We start from the raw sequence: 13,194 nt of genomic DNA, 5'->3' as shown, positions 1-13,194 counted from the left end.
TATTTTTTCAGCTTAAACATTCTGACTTTATGATATGGGCTGCAACAGTTGATGGAGAATTATGCCCTTTTAAACCTAATTCTATTAAGATTTTTTGGCTTTCTCTTACTTGTTCAGCAGCTTTTTCTTTATCAACTAACAGTGATGTAAGCCTTGCTACTATATTTGATTTAGTACAGTTAAATTGAATGAATTCTGGTAATATTTCCTTATTAGCAATAATATTAATCAAAGAGACGTAAGGTATTTTTATCAATAATTTTATTAGAAAAAAACTTATGATATTTAATTTATAAGCAACAATCATTGGCGTATTACAAGCAGCAATTTCTAAAGTATTAGTACCAGATTTTGCTAAAGCAAGGTCAGAGGCAGCAAAAATCTTGAGCCGATCACTTGAGAACTGGTAATTGAATGTTGCATCTGATAAAAATGCTTTAATTAAAGACTGATGACTAGGATCGGCCAGGACAAATATCACTTGAAGATTAGAGAACTGCTTTGCTAATAAATTAATTGCTTCTATAAAGATAGGGGCATGCCTTATTATCTCACATTTACGACTACCGCAAGTAACACATAATAATTTTGAATGAATAGGTATTTGTAATTTCTGCTTTAACTGTTGTTTATCTTTATCATCATAAAAATACTGCTCTAATATTGGATGACCAATATACCTACAATCTAGCCCAACTTTTTGGAAATATGGCGGCTCAAATGGTAGCAAAGCTAACAAATAATCGTAAATTTTAGCGTATTTCATAGCCCGGGAAGGTTTATATGCCCAGACCGATGGGGCAACAATGTGCATAATTTTTAAGTTAGGTCGTGCTTCTCGAACCTTCTTTACCACTCTATAAGTAAAGCCTGGTGAGTCTATAGTAATTAATAAATCTGGATTATGTTGAATAATATCGTCAATAGTTTGTTGAATTAAATTAGTGAGCCTAAAAATATGTGGTATAATTTCGACGAAGCCCATGAGATTTATTTGACTAATCGGAAAAAGGCTACGCTCTAACCCCGCTTCTTCCATTTGGGGTCCTCCAACACCAACAAACTCTAACTTCATTTCCTCCAGTTTATAGAGTTCTTTTAGACTTCGTATCAAACGGCTCCCTATAAAATCCCCTGATATTTCACCAGCAATTAGGTAAATTTTAGCCATTTTACTTCTTACCACATAGGCTTAAACTTTTTTCAATCACTGTCGAATGGATACCAACACAATTAAGAATCGAATGAAATACATAGTCATGACTAATTTCAGTACCTAAATGATTAGCTATAGAACTCACCAAGTCAGGATGTTTCTTTTTAAATTCATCCGATACCCAAACTAAGAAAGGTACTGTGGTTTGTTCTGGAGTCATTGTTCCACCGTGACCGTAATAACCATGCTCTCCTAAAGATTCACCGTGATCAGAAACATACATTAAAATGGCATTATTATTTTTTAATAAATCTATTACGTTATATAAAAAAAAATCAGTATACGCAATAGTGTTATCGTAATCATTAATTAACTCTTCAGGCTTACAAACACTTTGATCTACCATAGCATAAGAATCACACTTAGGAATAAATTTTTGGAATTCTTTAGGATATCTAGCAGAATATTTCCAATGGCTACCACTTGTATGAATAACTAAAACCTCTTTAGTAGTAGAATTATTTACAATACTTTTAACATAAGGTAACATTTTTTCATCATACTCATTCATTCTTAATAAAGCAGAGCCGCCTGGTACTATGGTAAACTTAACCTCATCATAAATGGCAGATTTTTTTTTACTATCTAAACATTGTAACAACCTTTGAGTTCCAATCCAATTAGTATTAAAACCAAGTGTGGTAAAAACTGATAAGAAGCTCGTGTCTTCCATGCTTTTCTCTAAATCTCTAGCAGGATGGCGAGACATAAGAGATGGAACTGAAATATATGTATGATTAGACGAAGACTGTGCTTTAAATGAAAAAAGATTTTCAACAGTACTTAAATATGGTGTAGTATCCCTGGTATAACCGTTAATAGCAAAATGATCAAACCTGGCTGATTCTCCTATAACAAGTACCGCTATAATATTTTGATCAGATTGATCGGCAAAAGAAAATTTCTTGTTTATATCCTCACGCATGGTGTGTTTACTATTAGAAAAACATAAATATGTATTATGTAGATATTGAATAGGAAAATAACTGTCTAGCAATTTAAACTGTGGTGTGATAATATTATTAACGGTAATTAAAAGGCAAATTGCTGATAGTAATTTTGTAACAAATAGTTTACTATCTAAAATGGAGAAGTGTTTCATTGTATAAACACAGCTAAATAAACTGAAAACTAACCAAACAACTAGCTTAATGCTGACTATTTCGTATACTTCATTAAAATCGGTGGAGAAAAAACTACCCATCATTTCTTTTGTAGGAGAAATTCTAAAAAAATATAGGTAATAGCTGGCAATTGCCCCTGTTATAAATAAAAATATTGTTCCAATTATAAAAACAAGCCGATGGATAGTTAAACCAAAAAAAATGATAAAACAAGTAAAGTAAATATACAGAAAGTCTTTACCTAACTCCAATATCGCTTTTACAAAAGTTACCTTGTAGTAACTGAATTTGTAACAAGAAACTACTGAATTAAAAAATATGAAATAAATAAGGGCAAAAACTAAAGATAGTTTTATTAATTTACTATCTAGGTGTTTTTGAATTAGCTCTGACATAATAAACACGTACTTTGTATAGATTGTAACTTAGGTATCATGATAATAGCAACATTGCAAGAATTTTTTCAGCTTCTACACGCTAATAAACCAATTATTGCCATAGATTATGGAATACGGAAAACAGGCATCGCTATTTCAAATCAAGAACAGAGTATTGCTATGCCGATAAAAACTATTTATGAAACGAGAGAAGAAAATAAGATTAAGTCAATATTAGATTTAATCGCAACTTATTCCATCTGTGGTATAGTCATAGGTTTGCCTATTAGTATGAATGGTCACTCTAGTGAGCAAACTACAATTGTTTTAAAATTCAGCACAAAACTAAGCTTTGCGACAAATCTTCCTATATATCTACAAGATGAAAGACTTACTTCCCTTGCTGCCAATAGCTTATTAAAATCGTTAGGGGTAAAGAGACGAGAACGTAACCAAAAAGACGATTCAATTGCAGCAAGTATGATTTTAGAGACTACTTTAGATTCTATTAAGAAAGTTCGATAGACCTATAGCTTAACCGTGAGCGTTCAAGGAAAAAAAGTTAAAGTACAAGACCTCTATTAGCGAGAAGGCGTAAGCCAAGAAGCAATCCATTCCTAACCATTTTTGGATTGCCGCGTTGCCGCAAAGCGGCTCCTCGCAATGACGTATGACCTAAAAACCGTGACCGCTCAAAATTATTTCGTATCAGATGGTTTTATTTCAGGATATTTTTCTGGTCTAGCTAAAAAATAACTAATATCTTTGTTGTCAGAGGACATTTCTATATGAGAGCTATAAATACGATTATCAAAACCACCATTTTGCTGCTTCTTAACAAGCCGCTTTGTTTCAATTTGTTCCATCGATAAGTTGTATTCTTTGCCTAACGCATAAATCACTTCAAGCAAATCAGCTAGTTCTTCAGAAACCTCATCTAGTGTTTTTGCCTCAATCACTTCCTGTGTTTCTTCCAACAATTTATCTTTAAGACGCTGAATATGTTCATCTTCTTTCATACTGCGTTCAAATACCGAAATCCCACGCGAACGCATAATTCCTGGTACTAAATCACGAATGAGTTTATTAGTTTTGAAACAATATCTTTCCGTCATAATTTTCTTATACCCATCTTCTATAGCTAACCCAAATAAGTTTTAGATATCCCAGACATCATTGCGACGAGGCGTGAGACGCACAGCTGTCGAAAATTAGAAGAGGAATCGGTGTTATAGGTCATCTTTTGGTTACTTTTATGGATTGCTTCGTCGACCTAGGGTCTTCCTCGCTAATAGACGTTAACCACATACAACTTTTAAACCCTCCTGTCTAAAACCCCTTCCTTTTCTAACTTTCGGCAGTTGTGACATTCTCGCAATGACGTTTTTATGCTGCTATAATTATAGAATAAAAATTGTAGGGTACATGCTCAAATCCTCACATACATTAGAGTACGCTGTGGTTCGAGATGAAGCGTCCTTCAAATCCTTACACTAAGCGAGTTTTGCAGGAGGTCTAATACCGTTGTAGTTGGTTGCGGGGGTTGGATTTGAACCAACGACCTTCAGGTTATGAGCCTGACGAGCTACCAGACTGCTCCACCCCACGATAATAGATATTATTAAAGATATAACTAACTTCAGGAACAAGCAGAACTTGCTTAGGCTTTTTTACCGAAACTAAGCCCAGCAAATTTTTTGTTAAAGTCACTGACATTTTTGTTAGATTGGTTAACAACATTTCCAGATTCTTTAGTCCATGCTGGATGCTTCCTATAATCAACATCCATCAAAATCTCTTCTGCATGACCACCGGAATTTGTCTCAAAAACATCATTACTAATGATAATTTTGAACTTTTTATATTTCGGATGTATTCCAGCTTTCATAATACAGCACCAACTTTTTTCTCAGCTATCTTTTTTTTAATCACTTGTGCTTTGTCCGAAAGTATATCACTTGATATTTTAAGCATATATTCATCAAAACCACCTACCTTCTCGACAGAACGTAGACATTTAGCATTTACCGAAAGCTTGTATTCCTGCCCAGTAAGCTCACTAGCAAACCTTACCACTCTAAGGTTTGGCTCAAAGCGTTTTCTAGTTTTTCTTTGCGAGTGTGACACTTTATTACCGTGTAAAACACCAACTCCACTAAGCTCACATCTACGAGACATCGTGACTCCTATAATTATTCATCAATATCACGTAATTATACTACTATTAGGGCTTTATGTCAATATCTACAGCTGTAAATAATACAAATATTTGTTAATTGTTAAAACTTTTGAAGAGATGGCAACATATCGCTCATTGAATAAAGAGCCGGTGGTTTATCAGATATCCAGATTGCCGCCTGAATTGCCCCATCAGCAAAGGACTCTCTTGACCCATGATGTTTTAGAGTAATGGTTTGGTTATCTCCTAAAAATAATACTTCGTGTTCTCCATGCAAACACCCACCTCTAATAGAAGTAATGCCAATTTCACCAGCCTGCCTTTGTCCTTTTACAGTACGATCAAAGATCGCACATTGATTAAAATCTAAATTTCTAACTTTTGCCACAGCCTTACCTAACATTATCGCCGTACCGGACGGAGCATCTTTTTTCATACGATGGTGACAATCTAAAATCTCTATATCGTAAGTATTATCTAGAATTTCTGCCGCCTTTTTCGCTAGCATCGCTAGTAAATTTGCCCCTAAACTCATATTAGCTGAATAAAATATTGCTAGACTTTTGGAAACTTCATGTAAACGATCAAGTTGATAGTTAGTCAGACCAGTAGTACCAATAACTAATTTGTTGTTGTACATAATGGCATAATCAAGCAGTTTGTCCAATATCTCGCTACTAGAAAAATCAATAATCACCTCAGAATTTTGACAAAATTCAGCAAAATCCCTTATGCTATTTTTTCTAGAAAATGTAGCAGAAAGCGTACAGCTATTTAATCCATGCATTTTTTGAATTATCATCTGCCCCATTTTACCGGTAGCACCACAAATACCTATAGAAATCATTTTAACTCTCTATATTGCCTTAAACAATGCACCAATGGTTTTAAATTATTTTTTACCATAGTACTTATCACTTTACCAACCAATATAACATGATCCCCCACTTCATATTGACTAAATTTGTTGCACTCAATATGGCAAACTGCTCCTTCAATCAAAGGGCAATTAGTAATTTGTCCTAAATTATATGAAATACCAGCAAATTTATCAGTATTAAACTTAGAAAAATGTCTAGAAATATCCTCTTGATTTTCAGCTAGAACACTAACAGCAAAATACTCACTACTAGTAAAAGCACTCATACTAAAGGATTTTTTATTAATACAAAACAATACCAATGGCGGTAACAAGGAAACCGAGGTAAAAGAATCTGCCGTAAAACCAAATAGCTTGTTATTGTATAAAGTAGTAATAATAGTAACACCCGTAGGAAAAGTGCTAAGAGCTTGTTTAAATTGTTCAGAATCCACTATTGCAGCCATTTTTTAGTAATGCGACTAATTGTACCATCTTTTTTTAATTCACTAATAGCTTTATCAATATTTTCAACAAGTTTAGAATCTTTTGGCATAGCGATAGCAAGCTCAGATGAGAATTCTGTTAAACTAAAACTATCAAGATCAGGATTATTCTCAATAAATTTCTTAGATTGCGATTCCTCTAATACTACCACATCTACAACTTTCGATTTTAATTCTTCGACTAGCATTAAATTATTTGACAAATAATTTGTTCTAATATTAAACTGCTTGGCTAAATCCTGAACTATCACTGCCCATGTTGTACCAAGTTGCACACCAACAATTTTATTATCCAAATCTCCAACATTTTTCAAATCATCTGCTGTTCTATATAATACTGATACGTTAGTTGTTACATAAGGGGCTGAAAAGCTAATGTGTTTCTTACGTTCTTCAGTCACTGTTAATCCAGCAATTACTATATCAACATTTTCACTAGCTAAGGATGCAAGTAAGCCATTAAAATCAAAATTTTTAATTATAACTTTCTTCTCTAATTTTTCTCCTACAGCATTAATAATATCAATGTCAAGTCCCACTATTTGCCCATTTTGAATAAATTCGTAAGGGGGATTATCTGCGGAAGTCGCAACTATTAAGTTCTTTTCCTGAGGCTTGTTATCACAACCAACTATCAAAAAAGAACATATAATAAGGAAGAAAAGCTTTATTAATTTCATAAAATTAAAAACTATTTTAATTATTACTATATTATCGCACTTCTTGCACTCATATACAACAGACTTTTTGAAATTAGCTGAACTACCTCATGAAAGAAAGTAGATATTTGTTGTTGAGCAAGTAGCATTGCTTTACTTTGGACACCATTTGGCAGCACGTAGTAGCGGAGAATATAAATCTTCATCCATAGGAATCAAGATATTTTTCTCTTCTTCTATTGTGGGAGGTCTATCAAGAAAGTAAATTTTAGGTGCATCTTTAATGATAGCAATAGGAGTTTGTTCATTACCTTCACCCATAACAAAAACTGCTGAAGTCGCCAAAGCATCTAAAATATTCACTTGTGTAACCCTTAATGGACTATTATAAAGATCAGGTTTATCAATATATGAATAAATGGGTATAAAACCACACCAACCAAGAGTGATACCTGTTACACCTCGTCTCATGATTGTTGTATGGCTGTCCGTAATCACAACACCAATCTTTTTAAGATTATGTCTCTTTTTTAAATATTCCCATATCCAAATAACTGTTTTTTGAATATTCTCAGGATACAAAACATATACTCCATGTACGTTTGATTCATCTATACCTGCAGAAGGTATAAGTATACCATTCTTGATAGTTAAATAAAGATCATAAGGATTACGGTCTGTTTCCAACACTAAATCTGCTTCTTGCTTAATCAATAAATTCTTACATATACTATCCTTTGAAACTAAACGTCCTTGTATGATGCTAATTATCTTGGATGTTATAGCAACAATATCTTCATCTACAAGCTCTTGGATATATTGATCTAAAATTTGTTCCAAACAATCATTAACCTCAATCCTGTGAGTTTTTATACCTTTAACAAGCATGACATTCTACCATTTTCATCATCCCATCAAGAAAGAACCATAGTAATTTAGCTCCTTCTTTTGCTCCATAAAAAACTTTCTGCTGATCGTTTTTGTTAAGAGACTTTATCAGACTAACTAATTGTTCTGTATGCCATTTATCAGCTTCTTGATGAACAGAAAAAAATTGCAATGTTTTATTATCTTGAATTCCATAATGCTTTTTTAAACCATCAATCTTAGAAGCAGCAACTTCTGGTGTTTGCCTTTCATAGGCATATAAAGCCCCTAATCCCGTCGGATAATCTGTTCTCACTAGCTCCAAATATCCTTCAACTAGTTTGCAAGTTGAAACTAATTCTGGAAAATTTGGGATTGACTCCCTTGATACACCTATCCCTTCAGCAAAGCGTAACCATAATTCAGGATGATTATCATCACCTTTCTCCTCATCAATCAAATTCTCTAGCAAAATTTGTCTTGCTTGAATCTTATCACAAAGAGTATGGATTTGACTTATATATCTAGGAAAAGCAGAAACATGATGATAGTATTCTCTTACATAGATTTGTAATATTTCATGTTTCAATAATCCTTCATTCCATAACTTATAAAACGGATGTTTAAGTAAATGAAATACCTCAAGAGATGTATTAAGGTTTGTGCAAAATATCATGATATCTCCTTTATATTTGTAAGCTTACAAATAGTATAATTAGGGTGTTCTTTTAAAATTTTTTCATCCCATCCTTTAAAATATCTTAAATCAATGGATGTATCACCAGAATATAAGTGGTGTATTTTTGTTAGTATAAAATGAGAAATCAGATTATGTTCTAAAAATAAATTAGCAATCTCAGCTCCTCCAATCATAAAAAGTTTCTTTACTAAGTTTAAAGATTGAATATATTTTAGAAACTCATTCAATGAACTTACTATCTTTACATCGTTGGAAATACAATGATGATTACGAGAAAAAACAATAATATCTCTATTATAATCAATTGATGAGAAGTTGGTGACGTCGTCACTCGTCACTCGCCTATTACTTATAGGCGTCGCTCCATCGCTCCTAGCCCCAAATTCTCCTGAATTGACTATAGTTAGCGAAGTTTTTGGTATTATGTTATAAGTCTTTCGTCCCATAATCATAATATGTCCACTAGTTGTAGCTCTAAAATGCTCAAGTTCTTCAGGATAACTCCAAGGTAAAGAGTTTCTATCACCAATAACTCCTTGTTGCGTTGCTGCCATGATACCTATTATCTTCATATGATTACCCTATTGATGTAAAGCTTTGATAGGTTGTAAAAAATCGCATATGGTTCCTTACATTATGAACACGCAAAAAATCTACCTTATCTTTTAATGCAAGGGAAGTAGCAATAGTTTCAATGTCCCGATTCTTAGCATCAACTGTAGAAAATGCCTGAATATAGGATTTTCTGGAGTGTCCAACCATAATTTGAACATCTAAGCTCCTGAGTTCTTGAACATATCGTAAAATCTCTATGTTTTGATATGACGATTTTCCAAAGCCGATACCTGGATCAAGGATAATATTTTCTTGAGAAAAGCCGATATTTAAGAGACGCTCAATGGATTGCTTTCCCCATTCTTTTATCAAACTAATAGGTCTATGTTCTAAAGATAGAATTAATTCTTGATTAGGTGGAATACTCAATGAATGCATGAAACATAGTTTACAACCTTTCTCAGCAATGCTCTTCAGAGTTCTATTATCAAAATCACCTTTGACATCATTAATCCAACTAATCTGATAATTTTCAAGAAGCCGTTTAACAGTAGATGACCAAAAACTATCTATGCTAACTTTAAGCATTCCTTTATTTATTAATGTTGTAATCCCATCTAGAACAGGCTTTAATTTATTATATTCCTCCTCTGGTGTATGAATTACAGCACCTGGTCTTGTAGATTGAGTCCCAATTTCAATAATACTAGCACCATCACTAGCTAATTCTTGAATTTGCTCAATTGCTTTATCTGGATTGTTAAATTGTCCTCCATCTGAAAAGGAATCATTTGTAACGTTAACAACCCCCACAATTGCAGGATTTAGAACAAAGCTTTTAGAAAAAGAATTTGTTAAAGGCATCTTTGTCCAGGGCTGTACTTCCATGAGGGCTAAAAGATGTTGTAAGAATGGTCGAGTACTTAATTCTGGATGCGGTATTGTAAGCTGAGGAGTATTGATCTCAAGTTCATCCCAAAGTAAAATATCTAGATCAATAATACGAGGTGCCCATTTTTCATAAATAGCCAATCGCCCCATATCAGATTCTATCGATTTCATGGTTATAAGTAGTGCATCGGGTGATAAATCCGTCTCTCCCGCAACGATCATGTTTAAGAATGGTTTATTCCAAGATGGAGGAGTGTTATCTGGCAAAATCGCTTCGGTTTCAAGTATAATTGAAGATTTAGAATTTCGTAAACAGCTTTGTGTTAATAAATTCACAGCCATATTTAAATTATTAATACGATTTCCTAAATTAGAACCAAGACTAATGTAAATCATTGTCCCCTCCTTTACTACATAAAGCAGAGCAGTAAGTAAAAGCAATATCTCCATGAACATCTTGGATGGGCGGTGACATTTTACGTGTTGTTACACTGACCGATTGAACAATATCACGATATCTCAATAAAGATTTATCAATAGCATGATAAACTTCTATCGTTAAATGTTCTATCAGATTAAACTGTTTAGTTTGGCAAAGAAATTTAATACTTTGAACAAGCTCAAGATAACAAATTGTATCTTCAAGTTTGTCGGTAGTTGTACCTTTTGGTGGGGCTGTAAATTCTAACTCAATATTAAAACTAACTAATTGCGAATGAAATTTTTCTTGATCACTACATCCAAGATGAATCCATATCCGTAAATCTGAGATTATAAGCTTTAAAAAATTCTTATTGAAAATTTACCTCTTATATAAGTTTATAAAAAAGACTTGTCTAAAAATAGGCATTAAGTACCTTATTATAATAATATAGAGAATATATTGAGTCAATAATTTTTTGTATAAGTTCTATTTTTTATATTCTGGTCACCGCTTTATTAAATTGAATATTACTAAGGTACTTTTTATTATTAATGCCATAGAGACTAAATTCGCTAACTTTTCTTCTTGTTCTAAAATCTCAGGTAACACTTTCCAATATGATATTTTGAATCTATAGGTTTATTTGGACAAGCCAAAAGATGTTATCACCACACATTCAGCCTAAATCAGGATGAAAATTTTAAGGTTGCAGCTTACAAGAAAATTGCTAACATTATGGTTAATGCTGCTACTCAAGAGCAAAATTTTATTACCAAAGCAGAGGAGCAGAAATTTGACAATTGTGACATGGTAGATGAAACATTTACCAAAAATTTACTTGGCGACATAGTTTTAAAATGTGATTTATACTGCTAAAAATTGCAAAGCAGGGAAGCATATCTTTAGTAGTTACCCATGTATACATATTATACAAGTGCTTACGCTCATCATTAGAGCTTCGTTACTTCATATTCTAACTCCATATTTTTTCCACAAAATGCCATCGAAATTTTTAATATTTGTTTTACATGCTGATATTCTTTTATCCTAGTATCATATTTCTTATCTATAATTTGTTGTAAGCCAGTTTTGGCTATTTGAGCCAAATCTTCTGAGGATTTAGCGATTTTATACTCGATAATCATCGCTTTATCACCTTTGCCAATTTTTGGAATCATCACAACGTCAGCTCTGCCATCCCCTGATTCTTGTTCACTTGATATTATATAATTAGGAGTTAACATATTAATAAAGCCAAGCATAAAGCCACTATAAAATAATTCGGCTTTTTTCTCTCCTGTTTGGTGAAAACTAGTAGAATTAAGTAACAATTCCTGCAGACGCTCTTTAAACGCCTCTATTTTACCATCTGGTAATAGAGTAACAAAAGAATAATAGCCAGAATTATCAATTTTTATTTGTTTAGTAACCCATTGTAGCATTCTCTTTTCATAAATATATTTCACCTCGTAGTTAGGAGCAGATAAATCATAAATATCTCTTTCTGGCATCTTGGTAGTTGTATTTAGGTAACCACTAAATAATAATAAGCTAAATAACCCTTCTGGTTGGTTGATATCAGCAAAATTTATATGTTTAGTAATAGAAGAAGTAATAGTTTTACCTGCAACTAAAGCCTGAATATCTGTTTGCATCTCATCTGAGAGCAATACATGATCAATCCAACCAGTTCCACCACTATCAATCCAATAATGATCAAGCTTGCCTTTACTTGCCAAACATTGCATAATTGACCATGGATTATAAATGACTTCTCCACCAAAATTATAGCCATTATACCAATTTTTAATTTCTTCTGGCTTCGTAGTGGTTGGTACTTTAGTTAATAATTCATCAACTTCTGCTTGAGTAAACCCGTAACTGCTAGAAAATCTTTCATCTAGTAAACTACATTCAGTTAAATTATTCAAATCTGAAAACAAATTAGCCTTAGCAACACGCAATATACCGGTAATAACACCTTTTTGTAATGAATCATTGGTTTTAAGACTATTACCAAATATTGCACGAAATAGAGCTAATACTTCCTCAAACTCTTCTAGATTATTGCCAAATTTCATATAGGCACTATTGATTGGCGTATCATATTCATCAATTAATATGTAAACTTTTTGATTAAAATGTTTATAAAGTAAATCACTTAGAAATTTTAAACTATTTTTAATGTCATCTTCTATTAATTTGCCTGTGAAATATCTTTGTAATATTTCCTTTTGTGCATCAATCAATAATTTTTCATCTTGTTTTATATAACGCTCTAAATAACGATGCCTGGCAAATAAATTAATTATTTGACTTTTGATCCCCACTTCAATTTCTTCATAATTACTGCCCCTAACGCCTTTGAAACTTATAATAATAACTGGGAATTGACCTTGACGTTTCATAGAGTTTGCTACATTAGCAATTTTTAATGGCTTTAGTTCTTTAGTTTCATCAAAACCTAAATCTACCTCTCCACCAGTAAATAGTTTATAATTCATCTTTTGTTCTTGTGGCAGAATCCGCCCTTGCTCATCCACCTCTATCTCAAAAAATCTTCGCACCATATCCATATTCAAGCTCTTCCCCCACCGTCTTGGGCGGGTGATTAAGGTGACTTTACCACTATCTTCTAATAATTCTTTGATCATTAGACTCTTATCAACAAATATGTCGCTATTAATCAACAAATCGTAGAAGTCATCGGTACCAACAAACATTCTTGGTTGGTAATTAATATTATTTTTTTCTTCTATCATTGTTTTCACCTTTTCCTTCCAACTATAATATCCATTATACTACTTTTTTATTGTCCACTAATAGCTAATTAGCAA

Annotated in this window: 16 protein-coding genes and 1 tRNA gene; 2 read left to right on the top strand and 15 right to left on the bottom strand. The window is 32.8% G+C overall.

Features of this window, described 5'->3' with window-relative positions; translation table 11 throughout:
- Window positions 1-7: 7 nt before the first annotated feature.
- Both lpxB and ACFELY_RS02415 read right to left on the bottom strand, forming a co-directional pair.
- Window positions 8-1,171 carry a lipid-A-disaccharide synthase gene (gene lpxB, locus ACFELY_RS02420; protein ID WP_375333534.1) on the bottom strand — a complete coding sequence of 388 codons (1,164 nt, stop codon included), beginning with the start codon at window positions 1,169-1,171 and terminating at the stop codon, window positions 8-10.
- Window position 1,172: 1 nt separating this feature from the next.
- The gene (locus tag ACFELY_RS02415) at window positions 1,173-2,735 is read right to left on the bottom strand and encodes a phosphoethanolamine transferase (RefSeq protein ID WP_375333533.1); all 1,563 of its coding nucleotides are present in this window, start codon (window positions 2,733-2,735) and stop codon (window positions 1,173-1,175) included.
- A gap of 39 nt (window positions 2,736-2,774) precedes the next feature.
- Here ACFELY_RS02415 and ruvX point away from each other — a divergent pair, with 39 nt between their 5' ends.
- Window positions 2,775-3,242 (top strand): Holliday junction resolvase RuvX, encoded by a 468-nt coding sequence (gene ruvX, locus ACFELY_RS02410; protein ID WP_341759672.1) that lies wholly within the window; start codon window positions 2,775-2,777, stop codon window positions 3,240-3,242.
- Window positions 3,243-3,415: 173 nt separating this feature from the next.
- Here the strand turns inward: ruvX and ACFELY_RS02405 are convergent, their stop codons facing one another.
- The 12 genes from ACFELY_RS02405 to ACFELY_RS02350 all read right to left on the bottom strand — a co-directional run bounded on the left by ACFELY_RS02405 (window position 3,416) and on the right by ACFELY_RS02350 (window position 10,705).
- Window positions 3,416-3,832 carry a nucleoside triphosphate pyrophosphohydrolase gene (locus ACFELY_RS02405; protein WP_375330182.1) on the bottom strand — a complete coding sequence of 139 codons (417 nt, stop codon included), beginning with the start codon at window positions 3,830-3,832 and terminating at the stop codon, window positions 3,416-3,418.
- Between the two features lie 416 nt (window positions 3,833-4,248).
- Window positions 4,249-4,325: transfer RNA gene (locus tag ACFELY_RS02400), tRNA-Met, on the bottom strand.
- Window positions 4,326-4,377: 52 nt separating this feature from the next.
- Window positions 4,378-4,605 (bottom strand): 50S ribosomal protein L31, encoded by a 228-nt coding sequence (gene rpmE, locus ACFELY_RS02395; RefSeq protein ID WP_341759674.1) that lies wholly within the window; start codon window positions 4,603-4,605, stop codon window positions 4,378-4,380.
- Window positions 4,602-4,895 (bottom strand): 50S ribosomal protein L28, encoded by a 294-nt coding sequence (gene rpmB, locus ACFELY_RS02390; protein ID WP_375333532.1) that lies wholly within the window; start codon window positions 4,893-4,895, stop codon window positions 4,602-4,604. Before rpmB ends, rpmE begins: the two co-directional genes overlap by 4 nt.
- A 101-nt stretch (window positions 4,896-4,996) precedes the next feature.
- Window positions 4,997-5,743, bottom strand: coding sequence for a 4-hydroxy-tetrahydrodipicolinate reductase (gene dapB, locus ACFELY_RS02385; protein ID WP_375333531.1), 747 nt, complete (start codon window positions 5,741-5,743; stop codon window positions 4,997-4,999).
- Window positions 5,740-6,222 carry a flavin reductase family protein gene (locus ACFELY_RS02380; RefSeq protein WP_375333530.1) on the bottom strand — a complete coding sequence of 161 codons (483 nt, stop codon included), beginning with the start codon at window positions 6,220-6,222 and terminating at the stop codon, window positions 5,740-5,742. Before ACFELY_RS02380 ends, dapB begins: the two co-directional genes overlap by 4 nt.
- Complete coding sequence (locus tag ACFELY_RS02375) at window positions 6,210-6,941, bottom strand: ABC transporter substrate-binding protein (RefSeq protein WP_375333529.1); 732 nt, start codon at window positions 6,939-6,941, stop codon at window positions 6,210-6,212. Before ACFELY_RS02375 ends, ACFELY_RS02380 begins: the two co-directional genes overlap by 13 nt.
- A 132-nt stretch (window positions 6,942-7,073) precedes the next feature.
- Entirely contained in the window at window positions 7,074-7,808 is a 735-nt protein-coding gene (locus ACFELY_RS02370) for a coenzyme F420-0:L-glutamate ligase (protein WP_341759678.1), read from the bottom strand.
- Entirely contained in the window at window positions 7,798-8,463 is a 666-nt protein-coding gene (locus ACFELY_RS02365; RefSeq protein WP_375333528.1) for a CADD family putative folate metabolism protein, read from the bottom strand. Before ACFELY_RS02365 ends, ACFELY_RS02370 begins: the two co-directional genes overlap by 11 nt.
- Complete coding sequence (locus tag ACFELY_RS02360) at window positions 8,460-9,059, bottom strand: dihydrofolate reductase (protein WP_375333527.1); 600 nt, start codon at window positions 9,057-9,059, stop codon at window positions 8,460-8,462. Before ACFELY_RS02360 ends, ACFELY_RS02365 begins: the two co-directional genes overlap by 4 nt.
- Window positions 9,060-9,063: 4 nt before the next feature.
- Entirely contained in the window at window positions 9,064-10,329 is a 1,266-nt protein-coding gene (gene folP / locus ACFELY_RS02355) for a dihydropteroate synthase (protein ID WP_375333526.1), read from the bottom strand.
- Window positions 10,316-10,705, bottom strand: coding sequence for a dihydroneopterin aldolase (locus tag ACFELY_RS02350; RefSeq protein WP_375334110.1), 390 nt, complete (start codon window positions 10,703-10,705; stop codon window positions 10,316-10,318). Before ACFELY_RS02350 ends, folP begins: the two co-directional genes overlap by 14 nt.
- Before the next feature lie 387 nt (window positions 10,706-11,092).
- Here ACFELY_RS02350 and ACFELY_RS02345 point away from each other — a divergent pair, with 387 nt between their 5' ends.
- Window positions 11,093-11,233, top strand: coding sequence for a hypothetical protein (locus ACFELY_RS02345; RefSeq protein ID WP_341759682.1), 141 nt, complete (start codon window positions 11,093-11,095; stop codon window positions 11,231-11,233).
- Window positions 11,234-11,307: 74 nt separating this feature from the next.
- Here ACFELY_RS02345 and ACFELY_RS02340 read toward each other — a convergent pair whose 3' ends face one another.
- A complete protein-coding gene (locus tag ACFELY_RS02340; RefSeq protein ID WP_375334109.1) occupies window positions 11,308-13,119 on the bottom strand; it encodes an AAA family ATPase in 1,812 nt (603 codons plus the stop codon).
- Window positions 13,120-13,194: the final 75 nt, after the last annotated feature.

This window comes from Candidatus Tisiphia endosymbiont of Xenochironomus xenolabis (assembly GCF_964264705.1).
Lineage (GTDB): Bacteria > Pseudomonadota > Alphaproteobacteria > Rickettsiales > Rickettsiaceae > Tisiphia.
Note: the sequence above shows the minus strand (reverse complement) of the source record. Positions and strands in the feature narration are given on the sequence as shown.

What these genes read in the sequence shown, in the direction of transcription:
- lpxB (WP_375333534.1), bottom strand. Translation starts at nt 1,171, where the DNA reads ATGGCTAAAATTTACCTAATTGCTGGTGAAATATCAGGGGATTTTATA.
- ACFELY_RS02415 (WP_375333533.1), bottom strand. Translation starts at nt 2,735, where the DNA reads ATGTCAGAGCTAATTCAAAAACACCTAGATAGTAAATTAATAAAACTA.
- ruvX (WP_341759672.1), top strand. Translation starts at nt 2,775, where the DNA reads ATGATAATAGCAACATTGCAAGAATTTTTTCAGCTTCTACACGCTAAT.
- ACFELY_RS02405 (WP_375330182.1), bottom strand. Translation starts at nt 3,832, where the DNA reads ATGACGGAAAGATATTGTTTCAAAACTAATAAACTCATTCGTGATTTA.
- rpmE (WP_341759674.1), bottom strand. Translation starts at nt 4,605, where the DNA reads ATGAAAGCTGGAATACATCCGAAATATAAAAAGTTCAAAATTATCATT.
- rpmB (WP_375333532.1), bottom strand. Translation starts at nt 4,895, where the DNA reads ATGTCTCGTAGATGTGAGCTTAGTGGAGTTGGTGTTTTACACGGTAAT.
- dapB (WP_375333531.1), bottom strand. Translation starts at nt 5,743, where the DNA reads ATGATTTCTATAGGTATTTGTGGTGCTACCGGTAAAATGGGGCAGATG.
- ACFELY_RS02380 (WP_375333530.1), bottom strand. Translation starts at nt 6,222, where the DNA reads ATGGCTGCAATAGTGGATTCTGAACAATTTAAACAAGCTCTTAGCACT.
- ACFELY_RS02375 (WP_375333529.1), bottom strand. Translation starts at nt 6,941, where the DNA reads ATGAAATTAATAAAGCTTTTCTTCCTTATTATATGTTCTTTTTTGATA.
- ACFELY_RS02370 (WP_341759678.1), bottom strand. Translation starts at nt 7,808, where the DNA reads ATGCTTGTTAAAGGTATAAAAACTCACAGGATTGAGGTTAATGATTGT.
- ACFELY_RS02365 (WP_375333528.1), bottom strand. Translation starts at nt 8,463, where the DNA reads ATGATATTTTGCACAAACCTTAATACATCTCTTGAGGTATTTCATTTA.
- ACFELY_RS02360 (WP_375333527.1), bottom strand. Translation starts at nt 9,059, where the DNA reads ATGAAGATAATAGGTATCATGGCAGCAACGCAACAAGGAGTTATTGGT.
- folP (WP_375333526.1), bottom strand. Translation starts at nt 10,329, where the DNA reads ATGATTTACATTAGTCTTGGTTCTAATTTAGGAAATCGTATTAATAAT.
- ACFELY_RS02345 (WP_341759682.1), top strand. Translation starts at nt 11,093, where the DNA reads ATGGTTAATGCTGCTACTCAAGAGCAAAATTTTATTACCAAAGCAGAG.
- ACFELY_RS02340 (WP_375334109.1), bottom strand. Translation starts at nt 13,119, where the DNA reads ATGATAGAAGAAAAAAATAATATTAATTACCAACCAAGAATGTTTGTT.